Origin of the sequence: Curtobacterium sp. MMLR14_006, assembly GCF_001864985.1 — a bacterium.
Taxonomy (GTDB): Bacteria; Actinomycetota; Actinomycetes; order Actinomycetales; family Microbacteriaceae; genus Curtobacterium.
This window is the reverse complement of sequence record NZ_MJGU01000008.1, coordinates 31,001-50,555: the sequence shown is the minus strand read 5'-3', so window position 1 is coordinate 50,555 and position 19,555 is coordinate 31,001. Positions and strand designations below refer to the sequence as shown.

Below are 19,555 nucleotides of genomic sequence, written 5' to 3'. Positions count from 1 at the left end.
TGTTACCGAATCGCATCCGGGCCGTCACCGGACCGTGACCTTCGCCGGGGACGCGAGCGGCGCCCTGGTGGTGCGCGCCGCCGGACGTGGGCCGACCCGCGCGACCGGGGGACAGCCTCCTGGGCGGACGTGCTGTCGGGGCTGCGTACCGTCACCGGCATGACGGACCAGTACACCATGCAGGACCCGACCAAGCTCTACGCCGACAAGAAGCCCGACGAGCAGTACCTCGAGGGTGCCGGTACCGACGCGGAGATGGCGAAGAACGTCCCCGCGGACCACGGCGAGGACACCTACCGCGGTTCCGGCCGTCTCGAGGGCCGCAAGGCGCTCGTGACGGGCGGCGACTCCGGCATCGGCGCAGCCGTCGCCATCGCCTACGCCCGTGAGGGCGCCGACGTCGCCATCTCGTACCTGCCCGAGGAGCAGGAGGACGCCGAGCGCATCGTCGGCCTCATCGAGGCCGCCGGCCGCAAGGCCGTCGCCCTGCCCGGCGACATCACCTCGCTCGAGTTCTGCGAGCAGCTCGTCGCCGACGCCGTCGAGCAGCTCGGCGGACTCGACATCCTCGTGAACAACGCGGGCAAGCAGCAGAACGTCGACGACATCACGAAGATCTCCGACGAGGAGTTCGACGAGACCTTCAAGACGAACGCCTACGCGACCTTCCGCATCACGAAGGCCGCCGTGCCGCACCTGCAGCCGGGTTCGACGATCATCAACACGACGTCGATCCAGGCCTACGCGCCGTCGCCCCACCTGGTGCACTACGCCGCCACGAAGGCGACCGTCAACAACATGGCCAAGGGCCTGGCGGCGCAGCTCGCCCCGAAGGGCATCCGCGTCAACGCGGTCGCCCCGGGCCCGATCTGGACGCCGCTGCAGCCGGCCGGCGGCCAGCCGCCGGAGGCGCTGCCCTCTGCCGGTGAGCAGACCTACCTGGGCCGCTGGGGCCAGCCCGCCGAGCTCGCGCCGGCGTTCGTGTTCCTGGCGAGCGGCGAGTCGTCGTACGTCGTGGGCGAGACGCTGCACGTCGACGGCGGGATGCCGACGCCGTAGGGCGCGCTCCACGAGCGATCGGACAGGAGGCGCGGTGCCGGTGGGCACCGCGCCTCCTGTCGTGTCCGGGGTCGCGTCCACCGCCGGCGCGGTGTCAGCAGGTGACGGTGCCGGCCATCCGTTCGAGGAGCTCGCGCGCCGACAGGGCCGCGGCGAGCTCGACCTCGACCGGGTTGATGCCGATCGCCCGTTCGAAGGCCCGGCGGCGAGCCTGGTCGGCGATCGGGACCTCCGGACGCTGCGGCAGCACCGCGACGGCCCGTGCGGCGGCCTCGAACGCCCCGGCCGGTCGGCCGAGCTGCTCCCACATCGCCCGGACGTCGTGGGCCACCTGGTCGGGGTCGCCGCCGAACTCGAAGCCGGCCGAGGCCATGGTCGCGAGTCCCTGTGCGGTGGGGTCGTTCGGGGTCATGTCCGGCATCGTCACACGCGGTGCCGCGAGGGCGCTGGACGTCGCTTGTCCTCCGATGTGCTGACACCCGGACCGGGGATTCTGGTGTCCCCCGTTCTGCGTCAGCATGGAGGGGTCCCGGTACCGGGGCGACGCGGACACGACGTCCGGCGAACGACGGAGGGCATGATGCTCGAACACACCAGCGCGGACACGCAAGCGGCTGTCGCCGCGGCCGCCACCCTGCACCTGCGGATCACGATCGTGGGGGCCACCGTCGACCTCCTGCGCGACGTCCCCTTCCACGAGGCGCGACCCGCCCACGTCGCCGAACGCCTCGGGATCCCCGTCTCCGAACTCGAGCAGCACTTCCCGTCGTGGGACGGCCTGGTGCTCGCCGCGCTGGACCGCTGGAACGGCGCCCGGATGGACGAGGTCACCCGCGAGGTCGGGGACGGCTCCACCGTCGACCTGCTCCGCGCCATCGTCGCGTCGAACGCCGAGGACCCCGCGCTCATGCGCCTGCTCGTCGCGCTGCTGTCCGTGGCCGGCAACCCGCTGCACCCGATGGCGAACTACCTGCGCTCGCGGTACCAGCTCTTCTACGCGCAGATCAAGCGCGGACTCGAGCACGACGTCGCCGTCGGCCGGGCGCCGCACACCATGGAGCCCCGGCGGGGTGCCGAGCAGCTCATCGCCCTGTACGAGGGCCTGCAGCTGCAGGCGCTGCTGCGCTCCGACCTCGACCTGGTGCCGGCCTTCGACCGGGCCGTGGCGCGGCTCGAGCGTGGGTGGATGGAACGCTACGAGGCGAACGCGGCCCGCCGCCTGGCGACCTGGAACGACGACGACACCGGCAGCTGGGAGATCTGAGCGCGGTTCCTGCCCGGCCCGACGTCCGCTGAGCGCGTGCCTGCGCCGGGGCCGAGCGTCGACCGCGTACCGATGGGTGTCGACGGAAGGAACCCGACATGGCATCACCGAACCCCATCCAGGTCCAGAAGTACCTGAGCGGCATCGACTACCCGGCGTCGAAGGACGACATCGTCTCGACCGCCGAGCAGGAGAACGCCCCCGACGACGTGCTCGAGGCACTGCGCGGCATCCCGGACCGCGAGTACGACGGCCCGACCGCGGTGTCGAGCGCCGTCTCCGACGCGGGCTGAGCGCGCGCGACGGCGTCGGGACCGCGCCGCGGTCGTACCGCGGTCGCATCGAGTGAGCAGAAGACGTCGGGTGGCGTGATCGCACCCGGCGTCTTCTGCTCACCGGGCGCCGCCGGAGCGCGACCCGCGCGACCCGAGCGCGACCCGCGTCACCCGCGCTACGTGCGCGACCGTGACCCGCGCGGCACCGAACCGTCGCCCGGATCGTACCCGGAGTCCCGGATGACCCGCAGCGCCGTGGTGTCGTTGTGGACCGAGTGCACGACGACCCGACGGGTGCGGCGCAGGGCCCGACGGGCACCGGGGGTGGCGAACAGACCGCCGAGCACGAGTCCGGCGCCGATGCCGAGTGCGACGGACACCGCGGCGACGAAGTCGAGTGCCGCGCCGGACGACCCGGACATGAAGTTGAGCAGGGCGTTCGACACCGCGACACCGGGGAGCAGCGCCCCGCAGAACGCCGGCACCGCGATCGCCGCCACCGCCGTCCGCATGCGGACCGCCGCGTAGGTCGACAGCACACCGAGCAGCACCGACGCCAGGAACGTCGCACCGAGCAGCGGCAGCCCGGCCTGGCGCAGCATCCACAGCGAGGCGCCGGCCGCGACCGAGAAGACCACCGCGACCGGGATCACCCGGGCGCTCGCCTGCTGCACGAAGCAGTTCGCCGCCGCCGACACGACGGTGAGCGACATGAGTGCCCAGAGCGGCAGGGGGCGGATGACGATGCCGGACGGGTCGACCTCGATCGACAGCCAGTGCGTGACGGCGATGCCGGCCGGCACCCCGACCACGATCGCGGCGATGACCAGCCCGATGTAGAACGCGCGGGCCACCGCCATCGCCCGGAAGCCGGAGATGGCGTCCTGCGCCCAGGTCACGAGCGACGGGTGCGGCAGCAGCAGCACGACCAGGGCGGCGACCATGGTGGCCGCGCCGCCGGGCCCGAGGACCTCGGCGCGGATGGCGAGCGACCCGATCGCGGAGGCCACCGCGGCCTGCGCCCCCGAGACGAAGAACTGCGGGTACCCGCGGCCGGTCAGCCACCGGCCGGACACGATGATGCCGAGCATGAGCACGAACGCGCCGACCCCGGCGCGCCAGCCGCCGCCGGCCTGCATCGCGATGGACGTGCCGAGGACGGACAGGCCGACGTCGGACAGCCACATCGGCCACCGCGGCGGCATCCGGAGCACGGCGACGAGCGCGTTGACGGCGGAGGTCATGTCCCGGTCGTCGTGGATCAGGTCGTCGACGATCTGGTTCGCCCGCGCCAGGCGGTCGAGGTCGGAGCCGTCGGAGTGCACGGTGCGGACCTTCACGAGCGGCGGGACGTCGGACGGCGCGTACTGGATCGTCACCGAGCTGCCGGAGAAGTCGAGGTCGAGCGGCGCGAGGTTCCACTTCGTCGACACCGCGACGACGGCGGTCTCGACGCTCCGGGTGTCCGCGCCGGAGGCGAGCATCACCTCGGCCAGGTCGAGGCAGAAGTCGACGATCTGGGTCGCGGTGTACTGGTCGCGCCCCTTCGCGTCGGGCTCGACGTGCTCGTAGATCGTGCCGCGCAGACGGGCCCGGGCGTCGCGCAGGTCGTGCTGCGCCAGGCTGCGGCGTCGTGGCCGTGGTGGGCGGCCCGGCTTGTGCGGGCCAGGGGGGTGCTGCTCGGCCATCACGCCATGGTGCCAGGCGGATCGCGCCGAGTCCGGACGTCCGCTGGACGCGGCAGGATCAGCTCCGGCGGCGCACGCTGAGCCGACCGAGGGCGAACGCGGCGACCACGGCGCCGGCGACGGCGAGCAGCTGACCGACGGCCTGCTGCGTCGAGTCGGTCCCGGCGACGAAGGCGTCGTCGGACACAGGTGCGTACGCGAACCAGCCGAACGACGCCGTCGGGGCGGTCAGCGCGACCACGACCCCCGCCACGAGGGCGACCAGGCCCACCCAGAACGCGATACCGGACGGGGTGGCGAACAGGCGACGTCCCATGCGCACCAGCGTACGGGGACGACGGACAGGAGGCCCGTGGCGGATCCGCCACGGGCCTCCCGTCCGACAGGTGGTCGGTCTGCTGCCTACTGCTCGAACGTCGCGTCGAGCGTGATCTCGACGCCGGTCAGGGCCTTGCTGACCGGGCAGGTCGCCTTGGCGTCCTCGGCGGCCTTGAGGAAGGTCGCCTCGTCGATGCCGGAGACCTCGCCGCTGACGGTGAGGGCGATGCCGGTGAGCTTGAAGCCGCCAGCCGAGTCCGGGCCGAGCGAGACGTCGGCCTTGACGTCGAGGGCCTCGACGGTGCCGCCGGCCTCACCGAGGACGGCGGAGAACTGCATGGCGTAGCAGGCCGAGTGCGCTGCGGCGATGAGCTCCTCGGGGCTGGTCGTGCCGCCGGCCTCGTCAGCGGCGCGCTTCGGGAACGAGACGTCGTAGGTGCCGACCTTCGAGCTCGAGAGCTCGACCTGACCGGAACCGTCGTTGAGGCCGCCGTTCCAGGCGGTGCGTGCGGTGCGCGTGGGCATGGCCGCTCCTTTCGTGTGGGGGATCGGTCCCGAGCGGGACCGTCGGAGCCGAGTCAATCGGAGAACGCTCGTTCTCGCAACCCGCTCACGGCGAAGACGCAGGGTTCCGGGTGCGCCCCGGTGTCGCCCGGGTGCGCCCTGGTGCTGCCTGGTGCTGTTCCGCGCGTGGGAAGCAGTTCCGCGCGTGGTGAGGCGATCCGCGCGTCGGGGGGCGTTCCTTCCGGCCGACCACGCGCGGAACTGCTTCCCATCCCATGCGTGATGGGACGGAACGTGCGCGTGCAAGTCTGCGACAGGTGTCGGGGAGGGCGACAGGTGTAGGCTGAACCTCCGGATCACACGATCCGATCGCGACGCCGCACCCCTCCTGACGCCCGACGGATCACCGCCGATCCGCCGCCCCGCAGTCAGCGAAAGAGGAGAACCCCATGCGCGCCGTCGTGTTCGAGCAGTACCAGACCTTCCCGTCTCTGACGGAGGTCCCGAAGCCCACCCCCGGGCCGGGGGAGGTGCTGCTCAAGGTCGCCGGTGCCGGGGCCTGCCACTCGGACGTCGCCGTGTACCGCGAGTTCCAGGAGGGCCAGCCGGGTGCCCAGGCCCCCGCGTTCGTGCTCGGTCACGAGAACTCCGGTTGGGTCGAGGCCGTCGGCGACGGGGTCACCGGTTTCGCCGAGGGTGACGCCTACCTGGTGTACGGGCCGGTCGGCTGCGGGCACTGCTCGTACTGCTCGAAGGGGCAGGACACCTACTGCGAGAACGCCGCGACGAACCCGTACATGGGCATCGGCCTCGGGCGCGACGGTGGCATGGCGGAGTACGTGACCGTCCCGGCGCGGAACCTCGTGCCGCTCGGCGACGCCGACCCGATCGCGGCCGCACCGCTCAGCGACGCCGCGCTCACGCCGTACCACGCGATCAAGAACTCCCTGCCGAACCTGGCGGGCGGCGGCAAGTACGCGCTGGTCGTCGGGCTGGGCGGGCTCGGGCAGATCGCCGTGCAGATCCTCACCGCGCTCACCGGTGCCACGGTCATCGCCACGGACATGAAGCAGGACGCGATGGACCGCGCTGCCGCCCGGGGCGCGATCACGGTGCCCGGCGGCCCGGACCAGGCCGCGGCGATCCGCGAGATCACCGGCGGACGTGGCGTCGATGCGGCCTTCGACTTCGTCGGCGCCACCCCCACGATCACGCTCGCGCAGGCGTCGATGGCGGTCGGCGGCCGGTTCACCGTCGTCGGGATCGCGGGCGGCACCACCGAGTGGAACTTCTTCTCGACGCCGTACGAGTCGACCATCACGAACACGTACTGGGGCACCATCGAGGACCTGCACGAGGTCGTCGCCATGTACCGCGCGGGGCAGATCGTCCCCGACGTCGAGCGCTACGCGCTGTCGGACGCGCTCGAGGCGTACCGCAAGCTCGAGGCCGGCGAGCTCTCGGGCCGCGCGGTGGTCGTCCCGACGCTCTGACGGACAGTGCCCGCGGCGCCCTTGACGGGTGTCGCGGGCGGGGTGATCCTTGCCCGCATGAGCCTGTTCATCAGCTGCCCGGTCGAGAGCGTCGAACGCGCGACCGCCTTCTACAGCGCACTCGGCTGGACGCAGGACACCACGATGTCCCGCGACGACGTGTCGTGCTTCGCGATCACGCCCGGGCAGTTCGTCATGCTCGCCAGCCGTGCGGTGTACGCGAGCGTCGGCGGGACCGAGGACCTCGTCGGCGGTCCGGACACACCCTCGAAGGTGACGGTCTCGTTCGACCTGGCCAGCCGCGAGGCGGTCGACGACCTGGTGGAGCGAGCCGCCGCCGCCGGGGGGCGGGTCGGGGACACCGACGACTTCCCGTTCATGTACCAGCGCCAGTTCGACGACCCCGACGGGTACCACTACTCGCCGTTCTGGATGAAGCCGGGAACGGGACCGACGCCCTGACGGCGACCGCGACCGTCATGCCGGCGCCCGCGACCCCGCCCCGGGTGTCAGCGCCCGGCGGCGTAGCCCTGCGCGCCCCGCGGGTTGGCGGCTGCGCCGAGGACGCCGGTCGACGGGTCGCGGGTGACGCAGGAGAGGCGACCGAGTGACCAGTCGCCGGCGCGCGTGACGACGTGCCCACGGGCCTCCAGGCCGGCGATCACCGCGTCGCCGAGCCGGTCCTCGACCACGAGCCCCGCCGGCTCCCACGTGCGCGGCCAGAACGAACCGGGGAACGACGTGGTGTGCAGGGCCGGGGCGTCGATGGCCTGCTGCGGCGAGTACCCGCCGACGATCCAGCGCAGCAGGAAGAGCAGCTGCCACTGGTCCTGCTGGTCGCCGCCCGGTGAGCCGAGGGCCGCGACCGGCTCGCCGTCCCGCAGCACGAGCGTCGGGGTGAGCGTCGTGCGCGGACGGTCCCCCGGACGCAGGGTCGAGGCCGTGTCCGGCTCGAGCCACGTCATCTGCAGGCGCGTGCCGAGGCAGAACCCGAGGCCGGGGATCGTCGGCGACGACTGCAGCCAGCCGCCGGACGGGGTCGCGCTGACGATGTTGCCCCAGCGGTCGACGACGTCGATGTGGCAGGTGTCGCCGCGGGTCTCGCCGTCCGGGGCCACGAACGGTTCGCCGCGGTCCTCCACGGGAGCAGCGGGAGCGGCGGGAGCGGCGGGCGCGGCGGGCGGGCGACCGGCGCCCCGCGCGACCTGCACGGTCGGCTCGCCGAGCCCCGCCGGGCGCTCGGCGTCGTCGGGGGTACGGAACGGCGGCAGCACGTGCTCGACGCCCGCGACGGTGCCCGGGCGGAGCTCCGCGGACGCCCGGTCGCCGATGAGCGCGCGACGTTCGTCGGTGTAGGCGTCGGAGAGCAGGACGTCCATCGGGACGTCGCCGTCGCCGTAGAAGGCCTCGCGGTCGGCGAGCGCGAGCTTCTGCGCCTCGACGATCGTGTGCGCGCCGACCTCGGTGGACGGGTCGAGCAGTGCGTCGTCGAGGGGGTCGAGCAGGCGGAGCGTCTGCAGCAGCGCCGGCCCCTGCCCCCACGGCCCGGTCTTCGCGATCGTGCACCCGCGGAACGTCGCCGTCGTCGCCGGTTCGTAGGACGCCCGGAAGGCCGCGAGGTCCGACGCGCGGATCACCCCCGCGTGGTCGGTGCCGGAGGCGTGGCGGTGCGGTTCGCGGACGAACCGGTCGATCGCCTCGGCCACCATCCCCTCGGACCACTCGGTGCGGGCGGCGTCGATGCGGGCGGTCCGGGTGTCGGTGCCGGCACCGGCGGCGACGAGCCGGTCGAGCACCGAGGCGAGCGCCTCGTTGCGCACCAGGTCGCCGGCGGCCGGCACCGCACCGTCGGGCAGCCACTGCGCCGCGGACGTCGGCCAGTGCTGCCGGAACAGGTCGTGCACGGCCGTGATCGTGCGGACCACGGCGGGGGCGACGGGGTGGCCGTCGCGGGCGTAGCTGATGGCCGAGGCGAGGACGTCGGCGAGCTCCCACGTGCCGTGGTCGCGGAGCAGGAGCAGCCACGCGTCGACCGCGCCGGGGACCGTCGCGGCGAGGGCGCCGGACCCCGGCACGAGGGCGAGGCCCTCGGCGCGGTAGTGCTCAGGCGTCGCAGCGGCCGGTGCGGGGCCCTGCCCGACCAGCACGACCGGGGTCGGGTCCGTCGCCGTCGCGAACACCGCCGTCAGGTCGCCGCCCGGCCCGTTCAGGTGCGGCTCGACGACGTGCAGCACGAACGCCCCGGCGACCGCCGCGTCGAAGGCGTTCCCACCCCGCTCCAGCACGGACTGCGCGGTGGCCGTGGCGGTCCAGTGGGTCGCGGCGGCCATGCCGAAGGTGCCCTGCAGGTCGGGGCGCGTGGTGTGCCCGGCGGGCGGGACGAAGGCGGGGTTCGGCGTCGGCATGGCCCCATCCTGTCCCAGCGCCGGCGGACAGGTGTCGCCGTACCCCCCTGTCACGGGGTTGTGCGCCCCGCGGTGAGAAGCGACCATCGTTCGGCGACTCGTGCAGGGCGAGCGCCGAACGACCGCGCAGGGGCGCGGCCGCTCCACGAGGCAGGGACTCCATGACCACCAACCACTCGACCGTCGTGCGCGCGCGCCGGTCCCTCCGCATCGCCGGGCTCGTCACGGCGCTCGCCGTGGCCGCGACCGCACTCGTCGCGGGCGACCTCGCGGTGACCGCTCGTCCCGCTTCGGCGTCGGCGGTCTGGGTCGGCTCGGCACCGGCCGGCACCACGATCGCCCCCGGTGACCAGGTCACCTCGCCGAACGGCCAGTTCCGCCTCATCATGCAGGGCGACGGCAACCTGGTCGAGTACGGCATCGGGAACCAGGTGCTCTGGGCATCGAACACGTCCGGTGCGCCGGGCGCGGTCGCCGTGGTCGGCAAGAACCGCGCGCTCGACATCACCAGGAACGGCAAGCGGCTCGCGCGCTGGGCCTCGGCCGGCACCGGGCAGTCGACGGCGCTCAAGGTCCGTGCCGACGGCACCATGGCGCTCCTGGCGGGCAAGAAGGTCGTCGTGAACTGGACGAACTTCCAGGACCGGGTCCTGTCCGGCAACCGCATCCTCGGCGGCACCGTCCTGCGTTCCGACACGAGCGCGACCCGCACCCTCAACATGCGCACCGACGGCAACCTCGTGCAGAAGCAGGGCGGCCGCGTCGTCTGGCAGTCGAAGACCGGCGGGCACCCCGGCGCCTGGGTGGAGCTGCAGACGAAGGGCAACATGGTCGTCTGGACCCGAGACGCCTCGCGCAAGAAGGTCGCGCTCTGGTCCAGCCGCACGGGCACGGCCGGCTCCGGCACGCTCCTGGTACAGGTCGACGGCAACGTCGTGCTCTACGGCGGCAAGGACACCCGGGTCTGGTCGAGCCGCCCGGTCACCGGCCTCGCGTGGCCGGTCAACGGCACGAAGATCAGCGGCCGCTACGGCGACGACCGCGGCGCCGGACACGTGCCGCGCTACCACCAGGGCACCGACGCGCCCGTCGCGGTGGGCACCGCCGTGTACGCGTCCGGCTCGGGCACGGTGACGAAGACCGTGGCGAACGACGGTTCGTACGGCAACTACGTCGTCGTGACCTACGGCCTCACCACCGTCCTGACGGCGCACCTCAGCAAGATCGAGGTCAAGCAGGGGCAGATCGTCAAGCTCTCGACCGAGATCGCGAAGTCCGGCAACACCGGGCAGTCGACCGGGCCGCACGTGCACGTCGAGGTCCGGCGGAACGGCACCCTCGTCGACCCGCTGGGAACGCTGCACTTCCGCTGACGCGGCGCGCGGGCGGACGGCACGAGCGCGTCCCGGCCGGGAGGCACGGCTCGGGTGGACGGGGACGGCCGCGTCGTCCACGGGCGCGCGTCCGCACCCCTGCCCACCGAGCGGGGCGGGCGACACCCCGCCACGCCCCCGCTCCGGGACCGTAGGCTGGAGGCGATGGGACAGAGCCGCGGAGGACACGACGCCGAGGCCGTGCTGGCCGCGTTCGCCCGCACCACCGGGGACGTCGCGGCGGCCCGCCGGGTCGCGCGGCAGTTCCAGGACCTCGACGAGGGGGAGCGCTCCGCCCTGCTCTGGAGCGAGGACGACGGCGCGAAGACCGTCGCCGTCCTGCTGCTCGTGCAGGCCATGCGGGCGCACCCCGACCCGGAGCTGACCGAGGAGTACCTGGCCGCCGCGAAGGCGGAGCGGTTCGACGACCCGGTGCTCGTCGACCTCGCGGCCGAGGAGCTCGTCGGCGCCCCGCTCGTCGGCGGTTCGACGGGCCCGCTCTTCGCGCTCGTGAAGTCCGACGTCGCGATGGTGCGACGGATCGCCGTCGTCGCGACCCTGGCGTTCGCGAAGCAGGGCGACGCCGACGTGCCGCTCGGGATCGCGGGCCGGCTCGTGCGGGAACGCGGCGACACCGTGCAATCGGCGCTCGGCCGGGTGCTGCGCGAGACGGGGAAGCGGGCGTCGGAACCCGCCCTCGTGGCGTTCCTCGAGCAGAGCGGACGGTTCCTGACGCCCGCCGCGCTCGCCACCGCGACCGAGCACCTGCCGGCGGCCGAGCGGGACCGCCTGCGCGGCTGACCGCCGCCACGCGCGCCGACGCGCGCACGGCACACCGGGCTGGGAACGCACCACGGGGCGGGCGGGTACCGAGGACGTGAACGCGAGCCGTGCCTCCCGGCCGGCCCGAAGCGAACCACGAGAGGAACGCGACGTGCGCGCACTCACCTGGCAGGGCACCGAGAAGGTGTCCGTCGAGACCGTCCCCGACCCGACCATCCAGCAGCCGACCGACGCGATCGTGCGGATCACCTCGACGGCGATCTGCGGCTCCGACCTGCACCTGTACCGGGTGCTCGGACCGTACATCGACAAGGGCGACGTCCTCGGGCACGAGCCGATGGGCATCGTCGAGGAGGTCGGTTCCGCCGTCACGAACCTCAAGGTCGGCGACCGCGTCGTCATCCCGTTCAACATCTCGTGCGGGCACTGCTACATGTGCGAGCGCGGCCTGCAGTCGCAGTGCGAGACCACCCAGGTCACCGAGTACGGCTCCGGTGCGGCGCTCTTCGGCTACACGAAGATGTACGGCCAGGTGCCCGGCGGCCAGGCGGAGTACCTCCGCGTGCCGCACGCCGACTACGGCCCCATCGTCATCCCCGACGACGGCACCCCCGACGACCACTGGTTGTTCATGAGCGACATCCTGCCGACGGCCTGGCAGGCCGTGCAGTACGCGAACGTGCCCGAGGGCGGCACCCTCGCGGTGCTCGGCCTCGGCCCGGTCGGCCAGTTCGCCGCCCGCATCGGCAAGCACCTCGGCTACCGCGTGCTCGCCGTCGACCCGGAGTCGGTGCGCCGTGACCTCGGTGCGAAGCACGGTGCCGAGGTGTTCGACCTGACGAAGGACGTCGTGCCGGAACTCGTCGACCTGACGGACGGCCGCGGCCCCGACGGGGTCGTCGACGCCGTCGGCATGGAGGCGCACGGCAACCCCGTCGCCGGGTTCGCCCAGCGGGCGGCCGGGCTCCTGCCGGACGCCCTCGCGCAGAAGGCGATCGAGACCGCCGGCGTCGACCGGCTCGCTGCGGTGCACGCGGCGATCGACCTGGTCCGCCGCGGCGGCACGGTTTCCCTGAGCGGTGTCTACGGCGGCATGGCCGACCCGATGCCGATGATGACGCTGTTCGACAAGCAGATCACGGTCCGCGAGGGCCAGTGCAACGTCCGCCGCTGGGTCGACGACCTCATGCCGCTCGTGTCCGACCCGTCGGACCCGCTCGGCACGCTCGACCTGACCTCGCACCGGGTGTCGCTCGAGGACGCCCCGCACATGTACGAGGTGTTCCAGAAGAAGCAGGACGACTGCGTGAAGGTCGTGCTCGACCCGGCCATGGCAGCCGCCTGATGCGGATCGTCGTCGTCGGCGCGACCGGCAACGTCGGAACGGCGGTGCTCCGCCGGCTCGCCGCGGTCCGCGCCGGCGGCGACGGGGCTGGGGGGACGGGCGCGGGGCACGGCGGCGCCCACGCGGCCACGGTGCCCGACGCCGCTCGCGGCGAGGTCGAGCTCGTCGGCGTCGCCCGACGGCTGCCCGACGCGCACGCCGAGCCGTACGCCTCGGCGGTGTGGCACAGCGTCGACGTCGGCGCGACGGACGCCGTCGACCGGCTCGCGGCCGTGTTCCGCGGCGCCGACGCCGTCATCCACCTGGCGTGGGCCCTGCAGCCGACGCACGACATCCCGACGCAGTACCGGACGAACGTCACCGGGACGGCGAACGTCCTGGCGGCGGTCGCCCGCGTCGGGGTGCCCCAGGTCGTCATCGCGTCGTCGGTCGGCACCTACCGCGGGGTCGACGTCGACGGCAAGCACACCCCGGTCGACGAGACCTGGCCGACCGACGGCATCCCGACGGCGACCTACTCGATCCACAAGGCCGAGAACGAGGCCGCGCTCGACGCGTTCGAGGCGGAGCACCCCTCGGTGGTGGTGACGCGGCTGCGCCCCGGGCTCATCTTCCAGCGCGACGCGGCGGCCGAGATCCGCGGGCTGTTCCTCGGGCACCTCGTGCCGATGTCGATCGTCCGCTGGGTGCGCTGGCTGCCGCTGCCGCTGCCGTATCCGTTCGTGTTCCAGGCCGTGCACGCCGACGACGTCGCCGATGCCTACTGGCGCGCGGTCGACCGTCGGGCCGGCGGTGCGTTCAACATCGCCGCGTCGCCGGTGCTCAACCCGCCGCGGCTCGCACGGGCGTTCGGCATGCTCGGCGCCGTGCGCATCCCGCTCCGGCTGCTGCGCGGCATCGTGACCCTGACCTGGCGGCTCCGCCTGCAGCCGACGGACGCCGGCTGGATCGACATCGCGGCCGGGGTGCCGATCATGCGCACCGACCGCGCCCGGACGGTGCTCGGCTGGGAGCCGCGGCACACCTCCGAGGACGCCCTGCGCGCGCTGGTGGCCGGCTTCGCCGACGGCGCGAACGTCCCCGCGTCGGGGCCCTTGCGCGGGTAGGGGCGCGGCGGGGGCGCTGTTTCGCGCGTAGGAGGTCGTTCCGCTCGTGGGAGGGTCTTCTGCGCGTCGGCAGCCGGAAGTTCTGGCTCCCGACGCGCGGATCCGCTTCCCACTCCACGTGCGATGGGACGGATCGCGCGCGTGCTGTGTGTCGGGACGGTGACGATCCAGCGCCCGCGGTGACGGGGATCGGGGCTCCGGCGGGGCCTCGGGTCGTCGGACTGCCGCAGTGCTGAGACATCCGGTGCCTACGGTCGCGGGCATGCAGACCTCGACGCGATCCTCCTCCCACGACGACGACGTGCCACAGCAGGACGACCTCGTCGTGCTCGGGCTCGAGGTCGCCATCGTCGTCACGTTCGTGGCGATCATCGGCATCGCGGCGCTCTGGCTGACCTGAGCACACGACGACGACCGGACTGCCGGTCAGTCCGCCGGGCGGAGCTCGACCGTCGCCCGGGCGCCCCGGTCGGTGTTCTCGAGCCGGAGCACCGCGCCCGAGGCCGCCAGGTGCTGCAGCACGATCGCCAACCCGATCCCCGACCCGCCGTGCGAGCCCAGGGCACCGAAGCGTCGCGGGCCGTCGCGGAGGACCTCCGGCGGGAAGCCCGGTCCGGAGTCCTGCACGGCCACGGCGTGCCCGCGCACCTCGACGGTGACCGGCGACGCACCGTGCCGCTCGGCGTTCGCCACGAGGTTGGTGAGCACCCGGCGCAGGTGGCCGGGGTCGACGACGACCCGCCCCGCGTCGGCGGTGCGGAGCTCGACGCGCTCCCCGAGTCCCTCGTCCTCGACCAGGTCCTGCACGGTGCGGCCGAGATCGGCTGCGACCGCCCGGCCCTCGCCGGCCTCGTGCGCCGCGCGGGACAGGTCGAGCAGGTCGTCGAGCAGCTGTCGGAGCCGGGTCGTGATCCGGCGGACCCGCGCCGTGTCGGGCCCGTCCGGCAACAGCTCGGCGGCCCCGACCAGCGCCGTGACCGGCGTCCGCAGGTCGTGCGCGACCTCGGCGCTGATGGCGCGCTCGTGGTCGAGGCTGCGGGCCAGCGCCGCCGCGGTGTCGGCGAGCCCGCGGGAGAGCACCGCCACCTCGTCGTCGCCCCGGACCTCGGCCGGGGTCCGTCCGGCGACGGTCTCGTCGACGGTCCGCGCCGCGCGCCGGAGCCGTGCGGTGAGCCGTCCGGCGGCCAACCACGAGCCGACCGCCGCGATCGCCGCCGCCGCCACGGCCGCGAGGACGAAGGTGTGCTGCAGGTTGGCCCACTGCGTCTGCAACGGGGTGTTGTCCACACGGGTGGCGATCACCCCCGACGCCTGGTCGCGCGCCGCCCACATCCAGCGGCCGTCGTCGTAGGTCACGGCGGTGCCGCCGTCGAGCGAGGCCCGGAGCGCTGCGGGCAGCACCGCCGGGTCGTCCGTGGACTCCGGCGGCAGGGCCCCGCCGAACGCCTGCGTCGCGATCATCTCGTCGAGCTGGGTCAGCGCCTGCTGCCGGAGCTGACCGGTGGCGTCGTCGATCGCGGTGTGCGCGAACACCGCGCCGGCCCCGACGACGAGCGTCGTGGCGAGCACCGTCATGGCCGCGGCCGTGCGGAAGCGGAGCGAGCGCCACCACGGGGTGCGGTCCGCGTCGCCGATGCGCCGGTGGGCACCGGTGTCGGACGTCCAGCTCACGACGGGTCCCGGTCGACGCGGTAGCCGAAGCCGCGGACGGTCTCGACCACCCCCGGCCCGAGCTTGCGTCGGAGCCGCTGCACGTTCGTGTCGACGATCCGCGGGTCCTGCCACGTGCTGTCCCACGCCATCGCGATCACCTGCTCCCTGCTGAGCACGGCGCCCCGGTTCCGGAGCAGGGCCTCGAGCACCCGGAACTCGACCGAGGTCAACGGCACCGGCACACCCCGGCGTTCGACCCGTCGGGCGCGGACGTCGACCCTGACGTCGCCGATCGCCACGACCTCCTGCGGCGGCCCGAGCCGTCGACGCAGCACCGCCCGCAGCCGTGCGGACAGGACGTCGGCGTCGAAGGGCTTCGTGACGTAGTCGTCCGCCCCCGCGGCGAGGCCGGTGACCTCGTCGAGCGGCAGGCTGCGGGCGGTCAGCAGGACGACGGGGATGCCGAGCGCGGTGAGCCGGGCGGTCAGGTCGAGTCCGTTGAGCCGGGGCATCGCCACGTCGAGCACGGCGACGTCGGGCACCTCGACGTCGACGGACTCGAGCGCCGCGACGCCGTCGACCGTCGCGGTGACCCGCCAGCCACGACGCAGGAGCAGGAGCTCCGTGGTCTCGCGGACGTCGTCGTCGTCCTCGGCGAGCAGGACCAGCGGCGCCGGCTCGGAACCGTGCGCGGGACCGGTCACGCGGACCGAGCCGTGGGTGGGGCCGGTCATGCCCGCTCCTGGTCGCTCAGGAAGCCGAGGTCGCCCCAGATGAAGTGCATGGTCGCGCGGCTCGCCCACGCCGGTCGGTGACCGGGGAAGGTGATGCTGAGCCGCTCGTACCGCCGGACCTCGCCGACGGCGGTCGGGTCGTCGAAGCGGACCGCGACCGGGTACGCGCGCGTCCTGCCGGTCGAGCAGTCGCAGGCGTTGTCGGTCAGCAACCCCGTGGCGAGCGCCTGCCGGCCGCCCCACGACGACCACGCGAGGTTCTCGAGGCGCTGGTCCGACGACTGGCACCAGATCGGGATCGCCGCGGGCTCGGCCACGGCCTGTTCCCCGCACCCGGCGTAGTACGCGCTGCCGACGTCCACCGTGGCGGCGTGGGGGAGGGCGTCGTGCGGGAGGGGGGTCGACATGGCGGTGACGGAGGCGATGGCCACCGCTGCGGTCACGGCGACCGCGGCGGTGATGCCGAGGCCCCGCCAGGGTACTGGGCGCTGCATGCTCCGAGCCTCCGTCTCGTCGGTGTCCCGCACGGGGCAGGGATGTGTCAGTTCCGTCACAGATGCTCGCACGGACCGACGCGGATCGCGGTGTCCCGGACGCCGCGGGCCACGATGGTGTGACACCGGTCGGAGACGACCGCTCCGTAGCGTCAGCGTCGTTCGGAGCGGGTGCCAGCCCGCACACCTGAAGGGAAGACCGTGACCATGAAGACCTCCATCTCGATCCTCGCCGTCGCCGCGGCGGCCCTCGCGCTCACCGGCTGCGCCGGTGCGGGCACCCCCGCGCAGGCCTCGGCCGCCGAGCGCGCCACCGCCACCTCCGTCGCCGCATCGCCCTCGGCGACCGTGACGTTCCCCGCCGGTCAGCCCCCGCGCCCCGGACGGCAGGACCGCTACCACGACACCGACTCGGTGCCCGGCCTGACGGCCGCCGTCGCCGCCGCTAAGCACCCCGGTCTGCAGATCTGCGGTGACGACGTGCAGTCGATCGTCACCGCGTCGGGCGACCTGCGCGGCGACGGCGGCAAGCAGTACCTCGTGGACTCGACGTGCGCGATGGCGACGGCCAGCTCGCCGGACGAGGTCGCCCTGTACGACGTGCACGGTCGGAAGATCACCCGGAGCGCGGTGATCTCCGAGTTCAGCGCCAACCGCCCGCGGACGACCGCCTACCCGTACCTGTGGAAGCGCCACACGGTCGTGCTCACCTACGACGGGGGCACGGCCTACCGCCTCGTCCAGCTCTCGCCGCACGCCGTGACCCCGGGGACGGTGCACGCCTTCCGGTGATCGCGGTCGAGGCGCAGCGGTACGCTCGACCACCATGCGGAAGGGGTCGTGAGCGGATGCTGCTGCCGACCGACCTGATGGGGACGTGGGACCTCCGCCGGACCGTGCACGACCGGCTCGCGGGGGCCCGCGGCACCGTCACCGGCACCACGACGCTGACCCTCGTCGGTCCCGACGAGGTGCGGTGGGACGAGTCCGGGGTGATGGTCTTCGCCGGGCGCACCACACCGGTCTCGCGGACCCTCGCGGTCCGCCGGGCCAGCGAGGACGCCGCCCCCGGTGCCGGCCCCGCCGCCCCCGGCCCCGCCGGCTGGACCGTGCACTTCGCCGACGGGCGGGTGTTCCACGACTGGGTCTGGGGCACGAGCGTCGCCCATGCCTGCGCCCCGGACGACTACACCGGTGCCTTCGCGGGCGACCGGGACCGCTGGACCGTCCGGTGGGAGGCGCGCGGCCCGGCGAAGGACTACCGGCTGGACAGCGTGCTCACCCGAGCGTGACCCCGATCCCGACCCCGAGCTCGAGCCCGACCCCGACCCCGACCCCGACCCCGAGCCCGAGCCCCGCGCCGGACCCCGAGCGACCACACTGGGTGCATGGCACGATCACCACGCACCGGCGGCACCGACGCCCCGCGCATCACCCTGACCGAACCCGCGGACCTGCAGGACTGGGTGCCGGGCCCCGGTGACGTGCTGAGCGGGGACCGGATCGAGGGCAAGCGCATCGACGTGCTCGACCTGTCCGGCGAGCGGCTGCCCGACCTGGAGATCGAGGAGTGCGTCGTCGACACGCTCCGCGCCGGGGACGCCGACCTGCGCGGCCTGCGGGTCCACGACTCGCTCGTCGACACCCTCGACGCCCCCGTGTTCCGCGCGTCGAGCAGTTCCTGGCGCGAGGTCCGGGTGTCCGGCGGCCGGGTCGGCTCGGCGGAGCTGTACGACACGGGGCTGAACGGGGTCGAGTTCGTCGGGGTGAAGTTCGGCTTCGTGAACCTGCGCGGCTCGACGCTCACCGACGTCGTGTTCCGCGACTGCGTCGTCGACGAGCTCGACATCGCCGACGCGAAGCTGCTGCGGGTCTCGTTCGAGGGCAGCAGCATCCGCGACGCCGAGGGGTCGGACGCCCGGATCGAGCACGTGGACCTGCGCGGTGCCGACCTCGACCGGGTGGAGCGGCTCGAGGGCTTCCGCGGTGCGACGATCGGCACCGACCAGCTGTACACGCTCGCCCCGCTCCTGGCGGCGCAGGCGGGCTACCGCGTCGACTGAGCCCCGGCAGCGGTCGCCAGCGCCGCGGCCAGGTCGGCCTGCACGAGGTCGCCGTGCACCGCCGCGCCCGTCTGGGTGCCGGCGGCGGCCGAGGCGATCAGCGTCGCCATCGGGGTCGTCACGTTGCCGGCCGCGTACACGCCCCGCACCGGGGTCTGCCCCCCGGCGTCGACGGTCAGCGCCGTCGCGTACGAGAGGTCGCCCATGAACTGCTCGGTCGCGGCCAGGCCGAGGCCGGACAGGAACGCCACCCGCGCCTCGGGCCGGCTGGCCGTGGCGAGCGCGTCGAGCGCGACGACGGAACCGTCGCCGAGGCGCACCCCGGACAGGCGCTCGCCCTCGGAGAGCACCTCGGCGACCGGGCTGTCCACGACCTCGATGCCACGAGCCGTCAGACCGGCCCTGGCGGTCCCGTCCAGGAGCGCAGGATCGGTCACGAACGCGGTCACCCGGTCGCTGAGCGCCCGGAACATGAGCGCGTGGTGCGCTCCGTTCGGCGTCGTGACGAGGACGCCGATGCGCTGGTCGCGGATCTCCCACCCGTGGCAGAACGGGCAGTGCACGACGCCGCGCCCCCACTGTTCCGCGAGCCCGGGGACCTGCGGCAGGACGTCCACGGCGCCGGAGGCGACGACCAACCTGCGGGCGGTGACGGTCGCGCCGGAGTCGAGCGTGACCGAGAAGCCGACCGGGTCGGTGCCGTCGAGGGTCGTGGCGGACGCGGCCACGATCCTCCCGGCCGTGACCTCGACGCCGTAGGCGGCGACCTCCTCCCGCCCGAGGCGGCCGAGCTCGGCGGGGGCGACGCCCTCGCGGCCGAGGTAGTTGTGGGCGCTGGCCGCCGGGGCGTTGCGGGGCTCGCCGGAGTCGACCACGAGCACGGAGCGGCGGGAGCGTCCGAGGACGAGGGCGGCGGAGAGGCCGGCGGCCGCGCCGCCGATGACGATGACGTCGTACTGATCAGGCATGGGCCGATCATCGGCGCTGGGTCCGCACGA

At 73.8% G+C, this 19,555-nt stretch carries 22 protein-coding genes; 13 read left to right on the top strand and 9 right to left on the bottom strand.

Annotated features, from left to right (window positions below; genetic code table 11):
• Positions 1-159 precede the first annotated feature (159 nt).
• Positions 160-1,059, top strand: coding sequence for an SDR family oxidoreductase (locus tag BIU94_RS03380; protein WP_071254270.1), 900 nt, complete (start codon positions 160-162; stop codon positions 1,057-1,059).
• Positions 1,060-1,153: 94 nt separating this feature from the next.
• Here BIU94_RS03380 and BIU94_RS03375 read toward each other — a convergent pair whose 3' ends face one another.
• On the bottom strand, positions 1,154-1,471 hold the full coding sequence (locus tag BIU94_RS03375; RefSeq protein ID WP_139196005.1) for a hypothetical protein: 318 nt from the start codon (positions 1,469-1,471) through the stop codon (positions 1,154-1,156).
• A 165-nt stretch (positions 1,472-1,636) separates the two neighbouring features.
• Between BIU94_RS03375 and BIU94_RS03370 the strand changes: the two genes are divergently transcribed.
• The gene (locus BIU94_RS03370) at positions 1,637-2,323 is read left to right on the top strand and encodes a TetR/AcrR family transcriptional regulator (protein ID WP_071254219.1); all 687 of its coding nucleotides are present in this window, start codon (positions 1,637-1,639) and stop codon (positions 2,321-2,323) included.
• A 98-nt stretch (positions 2,324-2,421) separates the two neighbouring features.
• Positions 2,422-2,616 (top strand): DUF2795 domain-containing protein, encoded by a 195-nt coding sequence (locus tag BIU94_RS03365; protein WP_071254217.1) that lies wholly within the window; start codon positions 2,422-2,424, stop codon positions 2,614-2,616.
• A gap of 158 nt (positions 2,617-2,774) precedes the next feature.
• Here BIU94_RS03365 and BIU94_RS03360 read toward each other — a convergent pair whose 3' ends face one another.
• The 3 genes from BIU94_RS03360 to BIU94_RS03350 all read right to left on the bottom strand — a co-directional run bounded on the left by BIU94_RS03360 (position 2,775) and on the right by BIU94_RS03350 (position 5,129).
• On the bottom strand, positions 2,775-4,286 hold the full coding sequence (locus tag BIU94_RS03360; RefSeq protein ID WP_071254215.1) for a threonine/serine exporter ThrE family protein: 1,512 nt from the start codon (positions 4,284-4,286) through the stop codon (positions 2,775-2,777).
• 58 nt (positions 4,287-4,344) lie between these two features.
• The gene (locus BIU94_RS03355) at positions 4,345-4,602 is read right to left on the bottom strand and encodes a hypothetical protein (RefSeq protein WP_071254213.1); all 258 of its coding nucleotides are present in this window, start codon (positions 4,600-4,602) and stop codon (positions 4,345-4,347) included.
• Between the two features lie 86 nt (positions 4,603-4,688).
• Positions 4,689-5,129 carry an OsmC family protein gene (locus BIU94_RS03350; protein ID WP_071254211.1) on the bottom strand — a complete coding sequence of 147 codons (441 nt, stop codon included), beginning with the start codon at positions 5,127-5,129 and terminating at the stop codon, positions 4,689-4,691.
• A 428-nt stretch (positions 5,130-5,557) separates the two neighbouring features.
• Here BIU94_RS03350 and BIU94_RS03345 point away from each other — a divergent pair, with 428 nt between their 5' ends.
• On the top strand, positions 5,558-6,601 hold the full coding sequence (locus tag BIU94_RS03345) for an NAD(P)-dependent alcohol dehydrogenase (protein WP_071254209.1): 1,044 nt from the start codon (positions 5,558-5,560) through the stop codon (positions 6,599-6,601).
• 57 nt (positions 6,602-6,658) lie between these two features.
• Positions 6,659-7,063, top strand: a complete 405-nt coding sequence (locus tag BIU94_RS03340; RefSeq protein WP_071254208.1) for a VOC family protein — start codon at positions 6,659-6,661, stop codon at positions 7,061-7,063.
• A 47-nt stretch (positions 7,064-7,110) separates the two neighbouring features.
• Here the strand turns inward: BIU94_RS03340 and BIU94_RS03335 are convergent, their stop codons facing one another.
• Positions 7,111-9,006: a gamma-glutamyltransferase family protein gene (locus tag BIU94_RS03335; protein ID WP_071254207.1), complete on the bottom strand. Its 1,896-nt coding sequence runs from the start codon at positions 9,004-9,006 to the stop codon at positions 7,111-7,113.
• A gap of 161 nt (positions 9,007-9,167) precedes the next feature.
• Here BIU94_RS03335 and BIU94_RS03330 point away from each other — a divergent pair, with 161 nt between their 5' ends.
• From BIU94_RS03330 to BIU94_RS17685, 5 genes are all read left to right on the top strand, one after another.
• The gene (locus tag BIU94_RS03330; protein WP_071254206.1) at positions 9,168-10,379 is read left to right on the top strand and encodes a peptidoglycan DD-metalloendopeptidase family protein; all 1,212 of its coding nucleotides are present in this window, start codon (positions 9,168-9,170) and stop codon (positions 10,377-10,379) included.
• 165 nt (positions 10,380-10,544) lie between these two features.
• The gene (locus BIU94_RS03325) at positions 10,545-11,180 is read left to right on the top strand and encodes a DNA alkylation repair protein (RefSeq protein ID WP_071254205.1); all 636 of its coding nucleotides are present in this window, start codon (positions 10,545-10,547) and stop codon (positions 11,178-11,180) included.
• A gap of 133 nt (positions 11,181-11,313) precedes the next feature.
• A complete protein-coding gene (locus BIU94_RS03320; protein WP_071254204.1) occupies positions 11,314-12,507 on the top strand; it encodes a zinc-dependent alcohol dehydrogenase in 1,194 nt (397 codons plus the stop codon).
• Positions 12,507-13,613, top strand: a complete 1,107-nt coding sequence (locus BIU94_RS03315; protein ID WP_071254202.1) for an NAD-dependent epimerase/dehydratase family protein — start codon at positions 12,507-12,509, stop codon at positions 13,611-13,613. Before BIU94_RS03320 ends, BIU94_RS03315 begins: the two co-directional genes overlap by 1 nt.
• A 262-nt stretch (positions 13,614-13,875) precedes the next feature.
• Positions 13,876-14,013, top strand: a complete 138-nt coding sequence (locus tag BIU94_RS17685) for a hypothetical protein (RefSeq protein WP_175472088.1) — start codon at positions 13,876-13,878, stop codon at positions 14,011-14,013.
• Between the two features lie 26 nt (positions 14,014-14,039).
• Here the strand turns inward: BIU94_RS17685 and BIU94_RS03310 are convergent, their stop codons facing one another.
• The 3 genes from BIU94_RS03310 to BIU94_RS03300 are packed head-to-tail and all read right to left on the bottom strand — an operon-like array spanning position 14,040 to position 16,494.
• Positions 14,040-15,284: a HAMP domain-containing sensor histidine kinase gene (locus BIU94_RS03310; protein WP_071254200.1), complete on the bottom strand. Its 1,245-nt coding sequence runs from the start codon at positions 15,282-15,284 to the stop codon at positions 14,040-14,042.
• Entirely contained in the window at positions 15,281-16,000 is a 720-nt protein-coding gene (locus BIU94_RS03305) for a response regulator transcription factor (protein WP_083404554.1), read from the bottom strand. The genes BIU94_RS03310 and BIU94_RS03305 overlap by 4 nt, the downstream gene beginning before the upstream one ends.
• Positions 15,997-16,494 carry a hypothetical protein gene (locus BIU94_RS03300; RefSeq protein ID WP_139196006.1) on the bottom strand — a complete coding sequence of 166 codons (498 nt, stop codon included), beginning with the start codon at positions 16,492-16,494 and terminating at the stop codon, positions 15,997-15,999. The genes BIU94_RS03305 and BIU94_RS03300 overlap by 4 nt, the downstream gene beginning before the upstream one ends.
• Positions 16,495-16,695: 201 nt before the next feature.
• Here BIU94_RS03300 and BIU94_RS03295 point away from each other — a divergent pair, with 201 nt between their 5' ends.
• From BIU94_RS03295 to BIU94_RS03285, 3 genes are all read left to right on the top strand, one after another.
• The gene (locus tag BIU94_RS03295) at positions 16,696-17,286 is read left to right on the top strand and encodes a hypothetical protein (RefSeq protein ID WP_071254197.1); all 591 of its coding nucleotides are present in this window, start codon (positions 16,696-16,698) and stop codon (positions 17,284-17,286) included.
• A 56-nt stretch (positions 17,287-17,342) separates the two neighbouring features.
• A complete protein-coding gene (locus BIU94_RS03290; RefSeq protein WP_071254195.1) occupies positions 17,343-17,786 on the top strand; it encodes a DUF6314 family protein in 444 nt (147 codons plus the stop codon).
• Positions 17,787-17,882: 96 nt separating this feature from the next.
• On the top strand, positions 17,883-18,557 hold the full coding sequence (locus tag BIU94_RS03285; RefSeq protein ID WP_071254193.1) for a pentapeptide repeat-containing protein: 675 nt from the start codon (positions 17,883-17,885) through the stop codon (positions 18,555-18,557).
• Here BIU94_RS03285 and BIU94_RS03280 read toward each other — a convergent pair.
• Positions 18,542-19,525 (bottom strand): NAD(P)/FAD-dependent oxidoreductase, encoded by a 984-nt coding sequence (locus BIU94_RS03280; RefSeq protein WP_071254192.1) that lies wholly within the window; start codon positions 19,523-19,525, stop codon positions 18,542-18,544. The two genes, BIU94_RS03285 and BIU94_RS03280, sit on opposite strands and share 16 nt — an antisense overlap.
• Positions 19,526-19,555: the final 30 nt, after the last annotated feature.